Source organism: Mycobacterium szulgai (assembly GCF_002116635.1).
Classification (GTDB): domain Bacteria; phylum Actinomycetota; class Actinomycetes; order Mycobacteriales; family Mycobacteriaceae; genus Mycobacterium; species Mycobacterium szulgai.
On sequence record NZ_LQPW01000178.1, the window covers coordinates 130,551 to 147,111 of the forward strand.

The following is a 16,561-nucleotide window of genomic DNA, read 5'->3' on the forward strand; positions in this document are numbered from 1 at the left end:
GACGGGCCGGAATAATTCGCGCAACCTCCGCAGGCTAAGGCGGTTATTTCGCTTCGCTAGCTAACGAATAATTGAGCGCGATCCGATATTCCGGTGCTCTATTTTTAGTCTTAAGGGCCACTGCAGCACAATGGAATTATAGCGCTATTTCAGCGCAGCACATTTTTCGCGGAAACACTGGTTGTCATCGCTCGACAGCCTTAAAATGCCCTATCACCTGTGACGATGACGCCACACACAAACGGTTGATCATTATTGAGGATGGGTCATGTCAATGGTCATAGTGTTGCCCGAAATTGTGTCGGCAGCGGCGGCGAATCTCACGGATATTCACGCATCGCTCGCAGCGGCCAATCTTGCGGCATCCGTTCGGACAGAAGGCATTGCAGCAGCCGCTGCCGACGAGGTATCGGCGGCTTTAGCGACGTTGTTCGGAAACCACGCGCAGGACTACCAGGCTATCAGCGCACAGGCGGAGAAATTTCAGCAGCAATTTGTCCAGGCACTGACCGCCACGGCGGAGTCTTATCAGCTGACCGAGGTGGGCAACTTTCAGCAGGCTCTGTTCGACACGGTCAATGCGCAGATTTTTGCGGCGACGGGTCGACCGCTGGTCGGTGATGGCCGCAACGCCACTGAGCCGGGCGGCAACGGCGCAGCGGGCGGGTGGCTGTCCGGTAATGGCGGCAACGGTGCGGCGGGAGCCGCAGGCCAGCGCGGCGGCAACGGCGGCGCGGCAGGGTATTTCGGCAACGGCGGTAATGGCGGGGCCGGCGGCGCCGGCGCCGCCGGCGGCGACGGTGGGGCCGGTGGCCAGTGGTCCGGCAATGGAGGTGCCGGTGGCAGCGGCGGCGCCGGAGCGGATGCCGTCATCGCGTCGCACACCGCCCAGGCCGGCGGGGCCGGCGGTCGCGGCGGTGCCGGCGGGATATTCGGCAGTGGGGGTGCCGGCGGCAACGGCGGCGCCGGCGGCAAGGCCACCGGCTTCGGCATCGGTGGTTCGGGCGGGGCGGCGGGCGACGGCGGTGCCGCGGGCATGTTCGGCGCCGGCGGTGCCGGCGGTAATGGTGCTGTCGGCGGCTTCGGCATGCTAAGCGGCGGCGCCGGCGGCAACGGCGGTAACGGCGGTGCCGGGGGAAGTTGGTACGGCAACGGCGGAAACGCGGGGTCGGGTGCCGACACTGGCGGCGGCTTGGGCGGTGGCCATGCCGGGAACGGTGGGCACGGCGGTGCGGCAGGACTTGTCGGCAACGGCGGCGCGGGCGGCAGCGGCGGGGTAAGCAACGTAATTCCCAGCGTAGGTGGCGCCGGCGGCAACGGTGGTGCCGGCGGGCTCTGGTACGGCGACGGTGGCGATGGCGGCTCGGGCGGACGCAGCGGCCTAGTTGTCTCCGTCGGCGGTCCGGGCGGACACGGGGGATCGACCGGCTGGATCGGGAATGGCGGCGCCGGCGGTGCCGGTGGCGCTGGCTCGTCCGGCGGGACCGGCGGCGACGGCGGTCACTGGTCGGGCAATGGCGGGGCTGGCGGCCAGGGCGGGGATAGCTTGGATGGGTTAAAGCCCGGTCGCGGCGGTGACGGTGGCAACGCCTATCTGTTTGGCAACGGCGGGGCGGGTGGCCAGGGCGGCGCGGGAGGCGCTGGCGTTCTTGGGGCTGATGGGGTGAACCCCACTCCCGCCAGTCCAAACGGTGTGGCTGGTTCCGGGACTCCGGGCGGTCCCGGCGCAGAGGGCACCAACCAATTCGACGATGCGGACGGCGGTCCGGGTCAAAACGGCGGGACCGGCGCAAATGGCACCCAGATCGGCCAAACGGGCGGGACCGGAGGTAACGGGGGCGCCGGCGGCAAGGGCTTCTCGGCTACTGGGGACGATGGGGGCGTCGGTGGTCCCGGCGGTGGGGGCGGCAACGGCGGCTCCGGTGGTCCTGGCGCGCCGGGAGGTGACGGAGGCAATGGCGGTGACGGCGGCCATGGGGGCGCCGGCATCGGCGGCGTGGCCGGCTTGCCCGATGCGGACGGTGGCGCCGGAGGCAATGGTGGTGCGGGCGGCACCGGCGGTACCGGCGGTGCCGGCGCACCGGGGGGAACCGGCGGCAACGGCGGCACCGGTGGCGACGGGGGTCCCGGTGGTCATCACTCGGGTGTCGGTGGCACCAGCAGTTCCGACGCCCCCGACGGCATCGGTGGTCCAGGTGGCACCGGAGGCACGGGCGGGGAAGGCGCCGCGGGCGGCGCCGGTGGAGTCGGCGGCCCCGGCGCGGCGGGTGGCAACGGCGGCGTCGGAGGTACCGGGGCTGCGGCAGGTGCCGGCGGCCATGGCAGCACCGGCGCCCAGGGCGGTAACGGCGGTCACGGCGGGCTGTACTCGGGCAACGGAGGCGCGGGTGGCGCGGGTGGCGCCGGCGGCGTCGGCGGTGTCGGCGGCGTCGGCGCGATGGGCGGTCCAGGAGGTGCCGGCGGGGCGGGAGGGACCGGCGCGGCGGCCGGTGTCGGCGGATCGGGTGGGCAAGGCGGCCTTGGCGGCGCCGGGGGTGTCGGCGGCTTGGGCGGAGCTGGCGGTGATGGTGGCGCAAGCGGCATGTGGGGGCATCCGGGCAGTGGCGGGGTGGCCGGTGCCGGCGGCGCCGGCGGGTCAGGGGGCGCCGGGGGTGCCGGCGGCGTAGGCGGTTCGGGGTCGTCTCACGGTGCAACCGGCGCATTGGGAAACGTTGGCGCGCATGGGGTTACGGGCGGCCTCGGAGCCTCGGGGACAACCGGCGTTGCCGGCGGGGTGCCGCAGTCCACCGACACGGTCTTGCCCCCTTCGGTCCGCCCGTATGTCAAGCTCGGTGTCAATTCCAACCACAACCTGCAGTCGCTAAACAGCACCTGGCAAGCCGATCCGATGCCATTTGCGAATCAGGTGATCGCGAACCAGAAGGAATACGTCCAGATCATCAGCGGCGGCCTGCAAAGTGCCGGGCGAGACCTGGGTGCTGGGTTGTCCGAGCTGCCGTCGCACCTGCAAGCCGCATACGGATACTTCAGCGCGGGTGACTCGAGCGCTGGGTTGGGCGAGGTGGAGGACGGGCTGCGCCCGCTATTCGTCACCGGTGCCAGCACCAGCACCAGCACCAGCCTGGACCTCACGGGTGCGACGGTGAACCTTAACGTCGGGCTTCGGGGGCCGGTGGGAGATCTGTTGCCGCTGGTGGCCATTGGGCCACGGATGGTGACGAATTTCGCCCAAGTACTGACGACGCTCAGTGACACGTCGATGGGGGTTTCGGTGCACGTACCGCCCGCGCTTCCGTTCACCCCGTCGGTAGGGGTGCAAGCCGGGTTGCCGGTGACCTTGCTCGTTGATGCGCTGGGTGCCCCCGTCAATGCGGCGTTCGCGATGGAAGACGCCGGCCGGGCCATTTTCGATGCGGTGCAAAGCGGAAGCCCGACGGGGACGTTGGAAGCTCTGGTTGCCGCTCCGGCCATCATCGCCGACGGGTTCCTCAACGGCCAGTACATGCTCTCGGAGTCAGTGCCGGTTTCGAATGTGCCGCTGCTGCATTCGGTAGTGATCGAGATTCCGATGGGCGGGTTGCTAGCGCCGCCGCAGCCCATTACTGCGACGATTACGTCGGGACTTGGGACCTATCAGCTGGTCGCCACTGGAGGCGTCCAAGTCAGCGGCCTGCTTCCCGCGCTGCTGGGCTACGCGCCGCGACAGCTGGCGTCCGCCGTCGGCGGCTTTGCTGGGTAGTCACGCGCGAGCAGGACGGTAGCGACGGCGGCCACCGCAAGAATCGCGATCGAAACCGCGATGGTGGTGTGAAACCCGGCCAGAAATGCGTTTTGGGCTTCGAGGCGAATCTGTCCGCCCAACGCGGACGTGTCCGCGAGGTGTTGGGCGTTACGAATGGATTCTCGGGCGGTTGACAGCTGTGCCGCCGCCAAGCCGGATATAGGCCGGAACGCGCCGGTGTAGGCGGCCGTGAGGACCGAACCGAGCACCGCGATACCCAGCCCGCCGCCCAAGTCATAGGCGACCTCTTCGACGCCGGCGGCTTGGCCGATGTAGTCCTGGGAGACGGCGGAAACGATGGCGTCGTTCGCGGCGACCACCACGACATCGAGGACGAACCCCACTACGGCCAGCGAGCCGGCGAATACCCAGAGTTGTTCGTGCGCGCCCAGGGTCAGCAACGGAATCAGCGCGAGCGCCGCAAGCCCCAGGCCGCACCCGATCGCGACCCGGCTTCCACAGCGGCCCACGATCAGGTGTGCCGAGAGCGAACCGAGGACCGTCGCCGCGGCCATCGGCGTCAGTCGCAGGGCCGCTGCTACCGGCGTCAGACCCAGGAAATTCTGCAGATACTGGGCGAACACCAGGTTCAACCCGACGATGCAAAACACCGCCAGCACCACCGACAGGACCGCAACGCTGAATGACCCTCGCGTGAACAAGCGCACGTTCAGCAGCGGTTCGATCCCGCGGCGTTGCCTACTCAACTGGCGGCGGATGAACCACCACAGCCCGCCGCCGGCGACGGCAAGGCACGTGAATGCAGCGGCGTCGACCCCGTGCCGAGTCACCTGCTTGATCGCCAGCACAAAAGCGAGCACACCCACGATCGACAAGACGACGCTGAGTCCGTCCAGCACCAGCCGGGCCTGTGAGCGCGATTCGGGGACAAGCCGCCACACCAACAGCAGCACCAGCAGCGCCAGGGGGACGTTGACGAGAAACACTGCGCCCCAATAGAAGTACTCGACCAGCAACCCACCGATCACCGGGCCGATCGCGGCGCCAACGGCCGATACCGCCGACCAGATGCCGATCGCCCGCAGCCTTTCCCTGCGGTCGGGAAACGCGACCCGCAGCAGCGACACCGTCGCAGGAAGGATCATCGCTGCACCAACCGCCATCACCGAGCGGGCCAAAATCAGCAGCAACGGCGTGGTCGCGAACGCCGCCGGGATCGACACCACAGCAAAGATCGCCAGGCCTGTCATGAGGAGCCGCTTGCGGCCGAATCGGTCCCCGGCGACCCCGGCGATCAGCATCAGTGAGGCCATCACCAGGGGATAAATGTCTACGATCCAGAGGAATTCATTCGCTGACGGATTCAGGCCCTCCGCGATTTTCGGGGCGGCGACATGTAGCACGGTGACGTCGACCACGACCAGAAACAGCGCGGCGCAGGCGGTGAATAACACCGCACCGGGGCGTCCCACCACCGGTTTGGCCGCAAGCTGCCCGGTTGTCACAACAGTCCGAGCAGTCGCAAATCGGTGACGTACTTGGTGATGATCTGCGGCGTGAGGTGTGGAATGTCTTTATCGGGGCCGACTTTTGCGTCCTGGACCGCCGCGCGGAATCGGTCGGTAGGTATCACCGCCCCGTTGAAGGGCGTCTCGGGCAGCCGGTAGTTGTGCAGCAGCGGCAATAGTGAACCGTGGCGCTGCTTTTCGGGCAGCGCATGCAGGCTGGTCTCGAACCGCCGCAGCCACTCGGCGTAGTCGTCGATCCGCTCGATCGAGCAGCCATAAGAGATGAGCCAGTCGACGAACTCGTCGAAGCCGATGCCGTCGGCGTAAGGGTTCATCGCGTGGTAGGTCTCAAACCCGCTCAGCCCCCGCGCGTCCCGAACCTCGCCCAGGGTGGCCCCCAACGTGGAAATCGCCTCGGCCATGAACTCCACCGGTAGGCCGTCGTGGTGTGCGCTCTGCCGAGCGCCCTCAGCGTCCAGTTCGTAAAACGATGCGGGCGCGATGCCGGTGGCAACCAGGCTGAGCAGCATTCTGGTGAACATGTCGGGCACGTTGAGCTGACCGGCGTAGGTGGTGTCGGCCAGGATCATTCCGCAGCGAAACACCGCGACCGGCAGGCCGCACAAATCGTGGGCTTCGCGCAGCAATACCTCGCCGGCCCACTTGCTGTTGCCGTAGCCGTTGGCGTAGCTGTCGTCGATCCGCCGGGTCGGGCTGATTTCCCGGACGTCGGCGTCCTCAATGAACGCGCCAGGCTGGATCTGGTCGCCGACGCTGATCGTCGACACGTAGATGTAGGGCTTTTGCTTACCGCTCAAGGCAATTCGGATCAGCTCGGCGGTGCCCATCGTGTTCGGGCCGAACAACTCGCTGTACGGCAGCACGTGGTTGACCAGAGCGGCGGAGTCGATGATCAGGTCGACGTTGTCGGCGAGTCGCTGCCAGGTCTGTGCGTCCAGGCCGAGATTTGCCTCGCCCTTGTCGCCGGCGACGACCTCGAGATGCCGGGCGGCCAGCTCCTGATAGTGCGCCAGCAGCTTCGGGTCGCCGCTATCGAAGGTACGGTCCAACCGCGCCCGCGCCTCTTCGTCGGACCTGGCCCGCACCAGGGCAATCACTTTGCCGTCGACCAGGTTCATTCGCTCCAGCCATTCCAGCGCCAGGTAGCGGCCCAGAAAACCGGTGGCTCCGGTCAACAGCACGGTGCGCACCTGGGCGCTGGGTCCCGGCAGGGCGGGAGCCGCGGCCAGTGTGGCGGCGTCGATGAACTTGTCCAGCGTGAGATCGCCGGCGTGCACCTCGGTGGCACCTGACCCGTGTACCGAGGCGAAGGTGGGCCGCATCGCTCCGGGCTTGCGCTCGGCTTCGATGTAATCGGCGATGGCCTGCAGGTCGTTTGCCGGGCTGACGATCACACCTACCGGTACCTCGACGTCGAAGATCTCCTGCAGCAGGTTGCCGAATGTCAACGCCGACAACGAGTCTCCGCCAAGCTCGGTGAAGTGCGTATCCGGCTGCAGGTCGTCGGCAGCTGAGCTGCCCAGCAGCGCTCCGGCGGCGCGGCTGACGGTTTCCAGTACGGGCGTGTCGGCGCCGCGCCGGCGCAGCGCGTGGAGCTCGGTGGCCTGGCTGTCTTCCAGCTCGGCGTAGAGCTGTTCCAGACGTTGGCCGTATTGCGTTTTCAGCTGCGGCCGTGCCGGTTTGCGGGTACCGGTGAGCATGCCGTTCTCCAGCGTCCAGGGCGTGGTCTCGATGAGGAGATCGCGTGGGATCTCATACGGCTGCAGGCCGGCCGCCTTGGCGATCTGTTGTAGCGACTCCATGATCCGCGGCTTGAGCTCGTCGAGGTCGAAGCGTGCCAATGCCTCCTCGGCGGGGACGATCACGGCCAGCAGGTAAGCGCGGGCGCTGTTGCCGTAGATGTAGGCCTGCCGGACCAGCGGGCTGTCGGCGAACAACGGCTCCAGCTTGGCGACGGTGACGAACTCGCCCTGCGAGAGTTTCAGTACGTTGTTGCGACGGTCGAGGTAGACCAGGTTGTCGGGGCCGACTTGGGCCATCACGTCGCCGGTGCGGTAGAAGCCGTCGGCGTCGAATACGTCGGCACTGACTTCTGGGCGCTGGTAGTACCCGGTGAACATGCTTTCGGTCTTGACCAGCAACTCGCCCCGCGGATACGGCCGGTCGGTAAGGAAGTAACCCAGGTCCGGCACGTCGACCAGCTTGTAGTCGAGCACCGGCGGACGCTGCACCTGGCCGTCCATCCAGATCATTCCGGTTTCAGTGGAGCCATAGGCGTCGGCGACATGCATTTCCAGCAAGTACTCCAGCCGCGCCTTCAATTCCGCGGAGCTGGGCGCAGAGCTGGTGAGCGCTGCCACGAACCGGCCGCCGAGCAGGTTCTGCCGCAGCTCGGCCTTGACCTGTTCCTCGATAATCGATCGCTCGCCGCCGCCGACTAGGCGCCGGTCGACTTCCGTCTGGAACTCGGCACAGATCATTTCCCACACGCGTGGCACGAAGTCGAGCTCGGTAGGCCGCACCAACGCGAGGTCTTCGAAAAGCGTCGACAAGTCATTCTTGGCCACGAAATATGCGGTACCGCCGTTGGCTAACGTCCCGTACAGCACCTCGCGTCCCATCACGTGGCTCATCGGCATGAAGTTGAGCGTGATCGACGGATGGCTGCTCTGGGCGATATAGGCATCCGACTTGCGCCAGAACTTCGCGACTCGACTGCGCGGGTACACGACGCCTTTGGATGAGCCGGTGCTGCCCGACGTGTAGATCAACAGCGCCGGCAGATCGTCGGACGGCTCGCCAGTAGGCATGCGCTGCAAAATCTTCCCGCGCTCAATCGCCTCAGCAAGCGTTTCGACGATCACCCCGCAGTCGGCCAGTTGCGTGCGCGCGTCGGCAAGAGCGGCGCGATCGTCGTCGGCCTCGCCGCGGTAGTCGAACACGATCAGCCGACACGGGGCATGGGCGGTTAGCGCTAATTCCACTGCCTCAGCAAGGTTTTCGATGCTCGACGCGATCATTGCCGGCGCGGTCTCAGTGACCCTCGCCCGAAGTTGGCTGATCGGGGCGCTGGTCGGCAGCGGAACGGGCAAGGCGGTCAGTCGAATCAGGGCCAGGTCGACGATCGTGTAGTCCACGCTGGCGCGCCCGAGCAGGCAGACGCAGTCACCGACACCGACTTCCGTCGACGACGCGATCGCAAAGGCGCCAGCGCGGTCCCACAGGTCGCGGTAAGTGAGCGTCTCGAAGTGGGGCAGTAGCTGCTGTGTCTGGCGTCCGGTGTTGGGATCGGTGCTGACTTGGACCGCTCGCTGGGCCAGCGCCGGGCGGTCGGCGTAACCCTCCATGACCGTCTGAATGATCTGCAGGAGAGGCATTTCGGGCCGTTCGACCGCCCGGGTGATCGCGTCGCTGGGCTTGGCGGCAGCGAACTGCTCGTCGGTGGCGTACAAGTGCGCGATGCGGGCAGCGAGCCGCTCTGCGCGCGAATCGGTCGACAAGAAAAGCCCCTTCGGACGGATTAATTAAGTAAGACAAACCGCTGGGAATGGTGGTCGCCAAACGGGAAGCTGGACCTATTCTCGGGCATAAATGGGTTTTCGCGTATGTGAGATGCTTCACGGTAGTCTGTGCGTGATATCACATTGACCAGGAATATTCGTGTCCCATAATCGGAAATGAATTCGCCGGGGAATTTCACCGACATTCGATGGAACGCTGCTCCGGTTGCCGCGGAAGTGGTTCAGCGCAGGAGGCCGACCGGTCCTCGAGGTGCCAGCTTGACCTCGAGATTTCGGGTCAAAGCGACTGCTAGATAACGTGATTCGGGACGCTGGAATTGCGCGTCATCGACGTGCTCGCCGTTCGGCGTGCCGTGCTGCGGGTCGAACCGCAGCCCCTAGCGTGCACGCCCAATCCGTCGAATCATGTCATCGTGGCAAGCGAATCGAATGCGTCAATCAATCAATACGTGAAAATTATCAACGGCCCCGAAGTGCCAAAACCGCAAACCGGCCACAGCCATTCTTCAGGAAAATTGCAGGAACACCAGAATGTGTACAGCCATATCCCAGCGTCGGCGGTTTTGATCAAGCACGGCAACCTCGCCGCCTACGAAAGGTCATCAACGATGCGTTCCAACGCCGTCTTATGGACAGCGGAAAGTCAGCAGTCAGAAGACTCGCTAGTCACTTACGCGCTGGATCGGGACGAGGCCGTAGCGTTACGCAACCTCTCGCACGAGTGTGTTCAGCAATATGGCAGCGCGGAAAATCAGCGTTTGCACGCCGACGCACCGGTCATTGCAGCAGAACTGCCACGCGCTCTTCGTGCGGCGGCCAACAACGCACGCTGTAGCGATCGGCTGCATGCCTTTGTGGTGAGCAATGTCGTAATCAATCCAGAGCTGGAGTCGACGCCCACGCATTGGGCGAAAGCTCAGACCGACGGCAGTAGCTCAGAATCGGTGGCGCTGGTTCTGATTGCCTCACTTCTCGGCGACACCATCGGCTGGCAGACTCAGCAAGACGGTCGGCTCGTCACCGACGTTCTCCCGATCAAAGGGCTTGAGGACTCGTTGGTGAGTTCCTCGAGTCTCACGGAGCTGGGCTGGCATACCGAGGACGCCTTCTCGCCGTATCGTGCGGATTACGTGGGGTTGCTGTGCTTGCGACGGCCGAGCAGGGTCGCCACTACCGTCTCCGGGGTGGACCCCAGCCGGATCCCGAGCGATATCCGAGAGATCCTGCACGAACAGCGATTCATCATCCGCCCAGATTCTTCACACACCAGGCAATTCAACGTTTCTCACTATCGCGACAGCAGCTTCGGTCAGCTGCAGAATATCTATCAGGAGCCGCCCAGAGTCGCCATTCTCAGCGGTCCTGCGGATTGTCCGGTGCTGCGAATCGATCGCGACTTCACCGAGGCTCAGCCCGGAGATGTGGTTGCCGAGATGGCCCTCGAGTGGATTATCGATCACCTCGACTGCCGCTTATACGATTTGCCGCTCGATCCGGGCGAAGCGGTATTCCTGAACAACAACAACGTCGTCCATGGGCGGCGCCCATTCCAACCACGCTTCGATGGAACCGATCGTTGGCTCAAGCGCGTCAACATCGTCACCGACCTGCGACGTACGCGAAACGGACGGCTCGACAATGTAAGCCGAGTAATAACACACACCGCGAACTGAGCCGCAACGCTGTTGGCGCGGTGGGCTTTTCACGTCAACCAGTCGAACGCCGGGGCAGCGCCGAACAGTATCCCGCCACTGCCGGCCTTGCCGTGTGCGCCGTTGCCGTTGGGGCCTAAGCCGGGGCTGCCGCCGGCACCGCCGCTGCCGATCAGGACGGCGTTGCCGCCGTTGCCGCCGTCGGCGCCGGTGGCGTCGAGGTTCTGGCCACCGGCCCCGCCCGCGCCGCCGTCGCCGATCAACGCCGCCTTGCCGCCGTGGCCGCCGACACCGGCGCCAACGCCGCCGGCTCCGCCGGCCCCACCGGTGCCGCCGGAGCCGATAAGCAGCCCCGCATTGCCGGCGGCCCCGCCGGCTCCGCCGACGGCGGCGCCGAAGCCGGCGTTGCCGCCGGCCCCGCCGTGGCCGAACAGGCCGATGGCGTTGCCGCCGGCCCCACCGATCCCGCCGACGCCCATGCCGGTTTCGGCGCCGACTCCGGCGTGGGCGCCGGCGCCGCCATTACCGGCCAGTATGCCGCCGGTTCCGCCGGCACCACCGGCGCCACCGGACAAGAAGCCACCCGAACCTACGCCGCCGGCACCGCCGTCGCCGAATAGCCCTGCGGCGCCGCCGATTCCGCCCGTTCCGCCGTTGGCGGCAGCGCCGGCGTTGGGCCCGCCCGGGCCACCGGCGCCGCCATTTCCAATGACCAGGCCGCCATGGCCACCGTGCCCGCCGGTTCCACCGGTACCCCCGGCGCCGACGTTGGCCCCGCCGGCAGCGCCGTTGCCGCCGTTGCCCAGGAGCAGACCGCCGTGGCCGCCGTCGCCGCCGGTCGCGCCGAGACCGGCGCTCTGGCCCAGTCCGCCGATGCCGCCGGCACCGCCGTCGCCGAACAGTCCGATGGCGTTGCCGCCGATTCCGCCGGCCCCACCGAGGCCGGTGCTGCTATTGCCGCCCAGGCCGCCGACCCCGCCCCGGCCGGCCAACAGCCCACCGGCACCGCCGTTGCCGCCGGCCCCGGCAGTACCGGTTGTGACGCTGTAGCCGGCGCCGCCGGCGCCGCCGTCGCCGAATAATCCGGCGGCCCCGCCATTGCCACCGCCGTGGTGCGACGGCCCACCGGATCCACCGCTGCCGCCGTTGCCGTACAAGATCCCGCCAGCCCCGCCGTCGGCACCGGTCCCCGGCGCTCCTGAGATGCCGTTGCCGATCAGCGGGCGGTTCAGTAACGCTTCGGTGGGCGCGTTGATCACCTTGAGCAGATCCTGCTGCGCCGGGCAGACCCCGCCGGTGCCGGCGGCGCCGCGAGCGCCGTCGCCGCTGGGGCCGATGCCGGGGCTGCCCCCGGCGCCGCCGTTGCCGATCAGGACTGCGTTGCCGCCGTTGCCGCCATTGGCCCCGGTTCCGGTGGTGTTCAGGTTCTGCCCACCGGCCCCGCCATTGCCGCCGTCACCGATCAGCGCAGCTTTACCGCCAAGGCCACCAACACCGGCGCCCTGGCCGCCGACCGCGCCGGGCCCGCCGTTGCCGCCGCGGCCAACAAGCAGACCCGCGTCACCGCCGGCGCCGCCGGCTCCGCCGAAGGCGGCACCGAACCCGGCGGTTCCACCGGCACCGCCGTTGCCGAACAGCCCGATGGCGTTGCCGCCGGCCCCGCCGGCCCCGCCGACGCCGACCGCAGTATCGGCGGCGACCCCGGCGTGGCCGCCCGCGCCGCCGTTGCCGGCCAGCATGCCGCCGGTGCCGCCGGCCCCACCGGCGCCACCGGACAACAAACCACTCGCCCCGGCGCCGCCGGCACCGCCGTCGCCGAATAACCCTGCGGCGCCGCCGATTCCGCCGACCCCACCATGGGCTGGGGCGCCGGCGCTGCCGCCGGCGGCACCGCCGGCGCCGCCGGTTCCGACGATCAGGCCGCTATGGCCACCGTGCCCGCCGGTCCCGCCGATGCCCCCGGCGCCGGTGTTGACCCCGCCGGGGCCGCCGGCCCCGCCGTTGCCCAGCAGCAGGCCACCATGGCCGCCGTCGCCGCCGGCCGCGCCGAGGCCGGCGCTCTGGCCCAGTCCGCCGATGCCGCCGGCGCCGCCGTCGCCGAACAGGCCGAGGGCGTTGCCCCCGGCCCCGCCGACTCCGGCCGGGCCGGTGCCGCTGTTGCCGCCGAGGCCGCCGAGCCCGCCGCGGCCGGCCAGCAGGGCGCCGGCACCGCCGTTGCCGCCGGCCCCGGCAGTGCCGGTTGTGACGCTGTAGCCGGCGCCGCCGGCGCCGCCGTCGCCGAATAATCCGGCGGCCCCGCCATTGCCGCCGCCGGGGTGCGTTGGGCCGCCGGATCCGCCGCTGCCGCCGTTGCCGTACAAGATCCCGCCAGGCCCGCCGTCGGCACCGGTCCCCGGCGCTCCGGCGGTGCCGTTGCCGATCAGCGGGCGGCTCAGCAACGCTTCGGTGGGCGTGTTTATCGCGGTGAGCAGACTTTGCGCGACATTGGTGGCTTCGGCGTGGGCATACGATGCCGCGCCGGTGGTTAGGGCGTTCACAAGCTGTCGATGAAAGGCTGTCGCCTGGGCGCTAAGGGTCTGATATGCCTGCGCGTGCGCGCTGAACAACGCCGCCACCGCCGCCGAGACCTCATCGGCGCCGGCCGCAAGTAACCCCGCCGTCGGTCCTGCGGCGGCCAAATTCGCTGCAGTCAGTGTGGTTTCGATGCGTGCCACATCGGCCGCGGCCGCCAGCACGAGCTCAGGCATCACGTTGACGAACGACAAACTGGTTTCCTAGCTGATTGAGGAGCGCCGCTGCTGCCTGTCAGTCTCATTAGCCGCCGAGTATCGCGTCTAGCAGATTGTTTCGACCAAATCGTTGCGTGAGCTGAAAGTGTCGTGCCGGTGGGTACGAGCAATGACATTCCCCGGTGACCCGAATTACTCAAAGCAAAATCACATGAAATACCGATGCTCATCGGCCATGCGCCCGACTGAACTACATATGCGTTGAGCTGCGCCGATGCAACTGTCAACCATTTCAAGCAGTTTTATTGCTTTCACGCCACTCTTACGGAAACGTCTAGGAAGCCGCGCAATTTCGGTCCCTACTGATTTGGGGGTGTCATGACACTTTCCCGCCGGCGCTCGCTGGCCACCTTCGTCGTGATCGTGGCGAGCATCGCTTTCGTCTGGGCCGTTGGCCTGTTCGCCCCCAGAGCCCAGGCGTTCTACGTCACGAACCATGAAACGATCACGCGCGCGGCGCTGCCGGCAGACCAGGTCAGCCAGTTGGCCGTCAACCAGATACTGATCGGTCCGCCGCCGGGAGCGGGTGCGATGGGAAGCGACGCATTTGCCACCGACGAATTCCGGCATCTCGACAACTCGATTACGCCGGTGGACATTTGCAACCGGGCTCAACAAGCGTGGGACACCTTTTCACCCGTCGTGCTCAGCGGCTCGGTGCTCACCCCGGCGGGGCAGGCGAATGGACCGGCGGCCCGCGCGGCTTTCGGGGCCCTTGTGCATACCCAGCAGGACTTCTACGCCCACTCCAATTGGGTTGAGGACAACATCGCCGTAGGTCAGCTGGATCGGCTCGCCCCGCCGATCTTCCCCGCATGTAACCCGGCGGCGTTTCCCCCCGATCTGCACACCGGATACTTCAACATCGATCTCTCCTCGCAATTCCCCCTGGAAGGCTGCCCGCCGGCAGGCCCGCCGCCAGGGTTCCAGGAGTGCCACACGACGCTGAACAAGGACGGCCCCAAGGCCATCCGCGGCGCTCAGGCCGTCCCGGGCACCAACCTGACCAACTACGATCTTGCGACCCGACTGGCGACCCAGGCCACCACCGACCTCTACGTTCAGGTACGCGACCTGGTTGCCAGCACCAACGGGCCGGACGCGGCGACGGCGCTGTTCCAGCAAGGCGGACCCATGCCGTCGCTGTCTAGCCTGCCCAACCTGGCCAATGTCTATCTAGGCACCGGGTAGGGGACCGGCGCTCGGTGTTGGCGGGCCGAACCGGGCGTTATGGCATACGTTCGGACGATGAGCAGCGAAGGCATCGGCTACCTGAAATTCGAATGCCCCCAAGGCCATCCTGTGGGCAGGGTTCTCAAGGACGTGCCGCATCAGGCGGTCCAATACGATCCCGGAGCCCAGGTCGGACCACGCCGGTTCTGGCCGCAGGAAGACGAGCAGCCGCTGTTCAAGGCGCATTGCCGCTTCTGCGATAAACCCGTGGCCGAGTCCACTGCTTCCTTGCAGAACCAATTGCGTGCCGTGCTCGAAGACCCGTCGGCAACCTCGGCGATCGCCACCTTGCCCTACGGCTAGGCCCGCCCGCGGCCTAGGGTTGTCGAAAGTGTCGGTTTCCCACATGATTTTGATCGGCCTGGCCGGGTTGGCCGCCGGCGCGATCAATGCGCTCGTCGGCTCGGGCACCCTGATCACCTTTCCGACACTGGTGGCCCTGGGCTATCCGCCGGTCACCGCGACCATGTCGAACGCGGTCGGTCTGGTCGCCGGCGGTGTTTCGGCCACTTGGGGCTATCGCAATGAACTGGGCGGTCAGTGGGACCGGTTGCGCTGGCAGATCCCGGCGTCGCTGGCCGGCGCGGTGCTGGGCGCCTTCCTGCTGCTGCATCTGCCTGAAAAGGTCTTCGCCGAGATCGTGCCGGCGCTGCTGGTGCTGGCTTTGGTTCTGGTGGTGATCGGCCCGCGGATCCAGTCCTGGGCGCGTCTGCGGGCCGAGGTGGCCGGCCGTTCCGCCGAACACATCACGCCGGCACGCATGGCCGCGCTGGTGCTCGGCACGTTCGCTGTTGGCGTCTATGGCGGCTATTTCACTGCCGCGCAGGGCATTCTGCTGGTCGGCGTGATGGGTGCCCTGCTGCCGGAGTCGATGCAGCGCATGAACGCGGCGAAGAACCTGCTGGCGCTGGTGGTCAATATCGTTGCGGCACTTGGCTATACGTTGGTCGCATTCGGCCGGATCAGCTGGCCGGTGGCCGGGCTGATCGCGGCGGGCTCGCTGGCCGGTGGGTTGATCGGAGCGCGCTACGGACGTCGGCTCTCGCCGAACGCGCTGCGCGCCACCATCGTGGTGGTCGGCGTGATCGGGTTGTACCGGCTGCTCACTGTGTGAGCGGCGGTGCGAGGCCCTACTATTCGCCCATGCCGGTTTCTCCTGAAGACGCGATCGAAGCGATCCGGGGCACCGGGGGAGCCTGTCCCGGTTATCGGGCGTTGCACGCCAAAGGCACCCTTTACCGTGGCACCTTCACCGCAACCCCGCAGGCCGCCGGCCTTTCGCGGGCCCAGCATCTCGACGGCTCGCAAATCCCCGCGCTGATCCGGTTCTCCAACGGATCCGGTAAGCCAGACCAGCGCGACGGCTCACCGGGCGTGCGCGGCATGGCGGTGAAATTCACCCTGCCCGACGGCAAGACCACCGACGTGTCGACGCAGACGGCTCGGCTGTTCGTCTCAAGCACGCCAGAGGGATTCGTCGATCTGCTGCGGGCGCTGCGGCCCGGCCTGACCACGCCGGTGCGGCTGGCTTCCTACTTCGCCACCCACCCCCGGCTACTCGCTGCCCTGCCCGTGCTGGGCGCCGCCGGCCGGGTGCCGGCGAGCTACGCCACCGCCGAGTACCACGGATTACACGCCTTCCGCTGGGTCGGCCCCGACGGCAGCGCCAAATACGTTCGCTACCATCTGATTCCGTCAGCCGGCGCGAAGCATCTTTCGCCGCTCGCCGCCCGGGCAAAGGGGCCGGACTTCCTCACCGACGAACTGAACGCCCGACTGGATGCCGGACCGGTGCGGTTCGACTACCGCGTTCAGATCGCCGGACCGAATGACTCCACCGTCGACCCGTCGGCGCCGTGGCAACGCAACGACACCGTTTCCGTCGGCACCCTGGACATCACCGGCCTGGACACCGAACGCGAGCACGGCGACGACATCGTCGTATTCGACCCGATGCGGGTGACCGACGGCATCGAGCCGTCCGAGGATCCGGTGCTTCGGTTCCGCACCCTGGCCTACTCGGCGTCGGTCAAATTGCGCGCCGGGGTGGATCGCGGTCCCGAAGCGCCGCACACCTGAAAGCCGGGGACATACG

General features: G+C 67.4%; 9 protein-coding genes. 6 read left to right on the top strand and 3 right to left on the bottom strand.

The features are described from left to right. Positions 1-268 precede the first annotated feature (268 nt). The gene (locus AWC27_RS31435) at positions 269-3,739 is read left to right on the top strand and encodes a PE family protein (protein WP_085674552.1); all 3,471 of its coding nucleotides are present in this window, start codon (positions 269-271) and stop codon (positions 3,737-3,739) included. On the opposite strand, the gene AWC27_RS29700 is transcribed toward AWC27_RS31435, so the two are convergent. Beyond that, positions 3,691-5,247, bottom strand: a complete 1,557-nt coding sequence (locus tag AWC27_RS29700) for an MFS transporter (RefSeq protein ID WP_085674554.1) — start codon at positions 5,245-5,247, stop codon at positions 3,691-3,693. The genes AWC27_RS31435 and AWC27_RS29700 overlap by 49 nt on opposite strands. Further along, on the bottom strand, positions 5,244-8,771 hold the full coding sequence (gene car, locus AWC27_RS29705; protein ID WP_085674557.1) for a carboxylic acid reductase: 3,528 nt from the start codon (positions 8,769-8,771) through the stop codon (positions 5,244-5,246). Before car ends, AWC27_RS29700 begins: the two co-directional genes overlap by 4 nt. 338 nt (positions 8,772-9,109) lie before the next feature. Here car and gntD point away from each other — a divergent pair, with 338 nt between their 5' ends. Further along, positions 9,110-10,465 carry a guanitoxin biosynthesis L-enduracididine beta-hydroxylase GntD gene (gntD, locus tag AWC27_RS29710; RefSeq protein ID WP_085674560.1) on the top strand — a complete coding sequence of 452 codons (1,356 nt, stop codon included), beginning with the start codon at positions 9,110-9,112 and terminating at the stop codon, positions 10,463-10,465. Between the two features lie 29 nt (positions 10,466-10,494). Here gntD and AWC27_RS29715 read toward each other — a convergent pair whose 3' ends face one another. Next, positions 10,495-13,209 carry a PE family protein gene (locus AWC27_RS29715; protein WP_085674563.1) on the bottom strand — a complete coding sequence of 905 codons (2,715 nt, stop codon included), beginning with the start codon at positions 13,207-13,209 and terminating at the stop codon, positions 10,495-10,497. Between the two features lie 342 nt (positions 13,210-13,551). Between AWC27_RS29715 and AWC27_RS29720 the strand changes: the two genes are divergently transcribed. The 4 genes from AWC27_RS29720 to AWC27_RS29735 are packed head-to-tail and all read left to right on the top strand — an operon-like array spanning position 13,552 to position 16,545. After that, a complete protein-coding gene (locus AWC27_RS29720) occupies positions 13,552-14,424 on the top strand; it encodes a hypothetical protein (protein ID WP_211281731.1) in 873 nt (290 codons plus the stop codon). Between the two features lie 57 nt (positions 14,425-14,481). Beyond that, positions 14,482-14,769 carry a hypothetical protein gene (locus tag AWC27_RS29725; protein ID WP_085674651.1) on the top strand — a complete coding sequence of 96 codons (288 nt, stop codon included), beginning with the start codon at positions 14,482-14,484 and terminating at the stop codon, positions 14,767-14,769. 28 nt (positions 14,770-14,797) lie between these two features. Further along, positions 14,798-15,580 (top strand): sulfite exporter TauE/SafE family protein, encoded by a 783-nt coding sequence (locus AWC27_RS29730; RefSeq protein WP_085674566.1) that lies wholly within the window; start codon positions 14,798-14,800, stop codon positions 15,578-15,580. A gap of 29 nt (positions 15,581-15,609) precedes the next feature. Further along, on the top strand, positions 15,610-16,545 hold the full coding sequence (locus AWC27_RS29735; protein ID WP_085674569.1) for a catalase family peroxidase: 936 nt from the start codon (positions 15,610-15,612) through the stop codon (positions 16,543-16,545). Positions 16,546-16,561 lie beyond the last annotated feature (16 nt).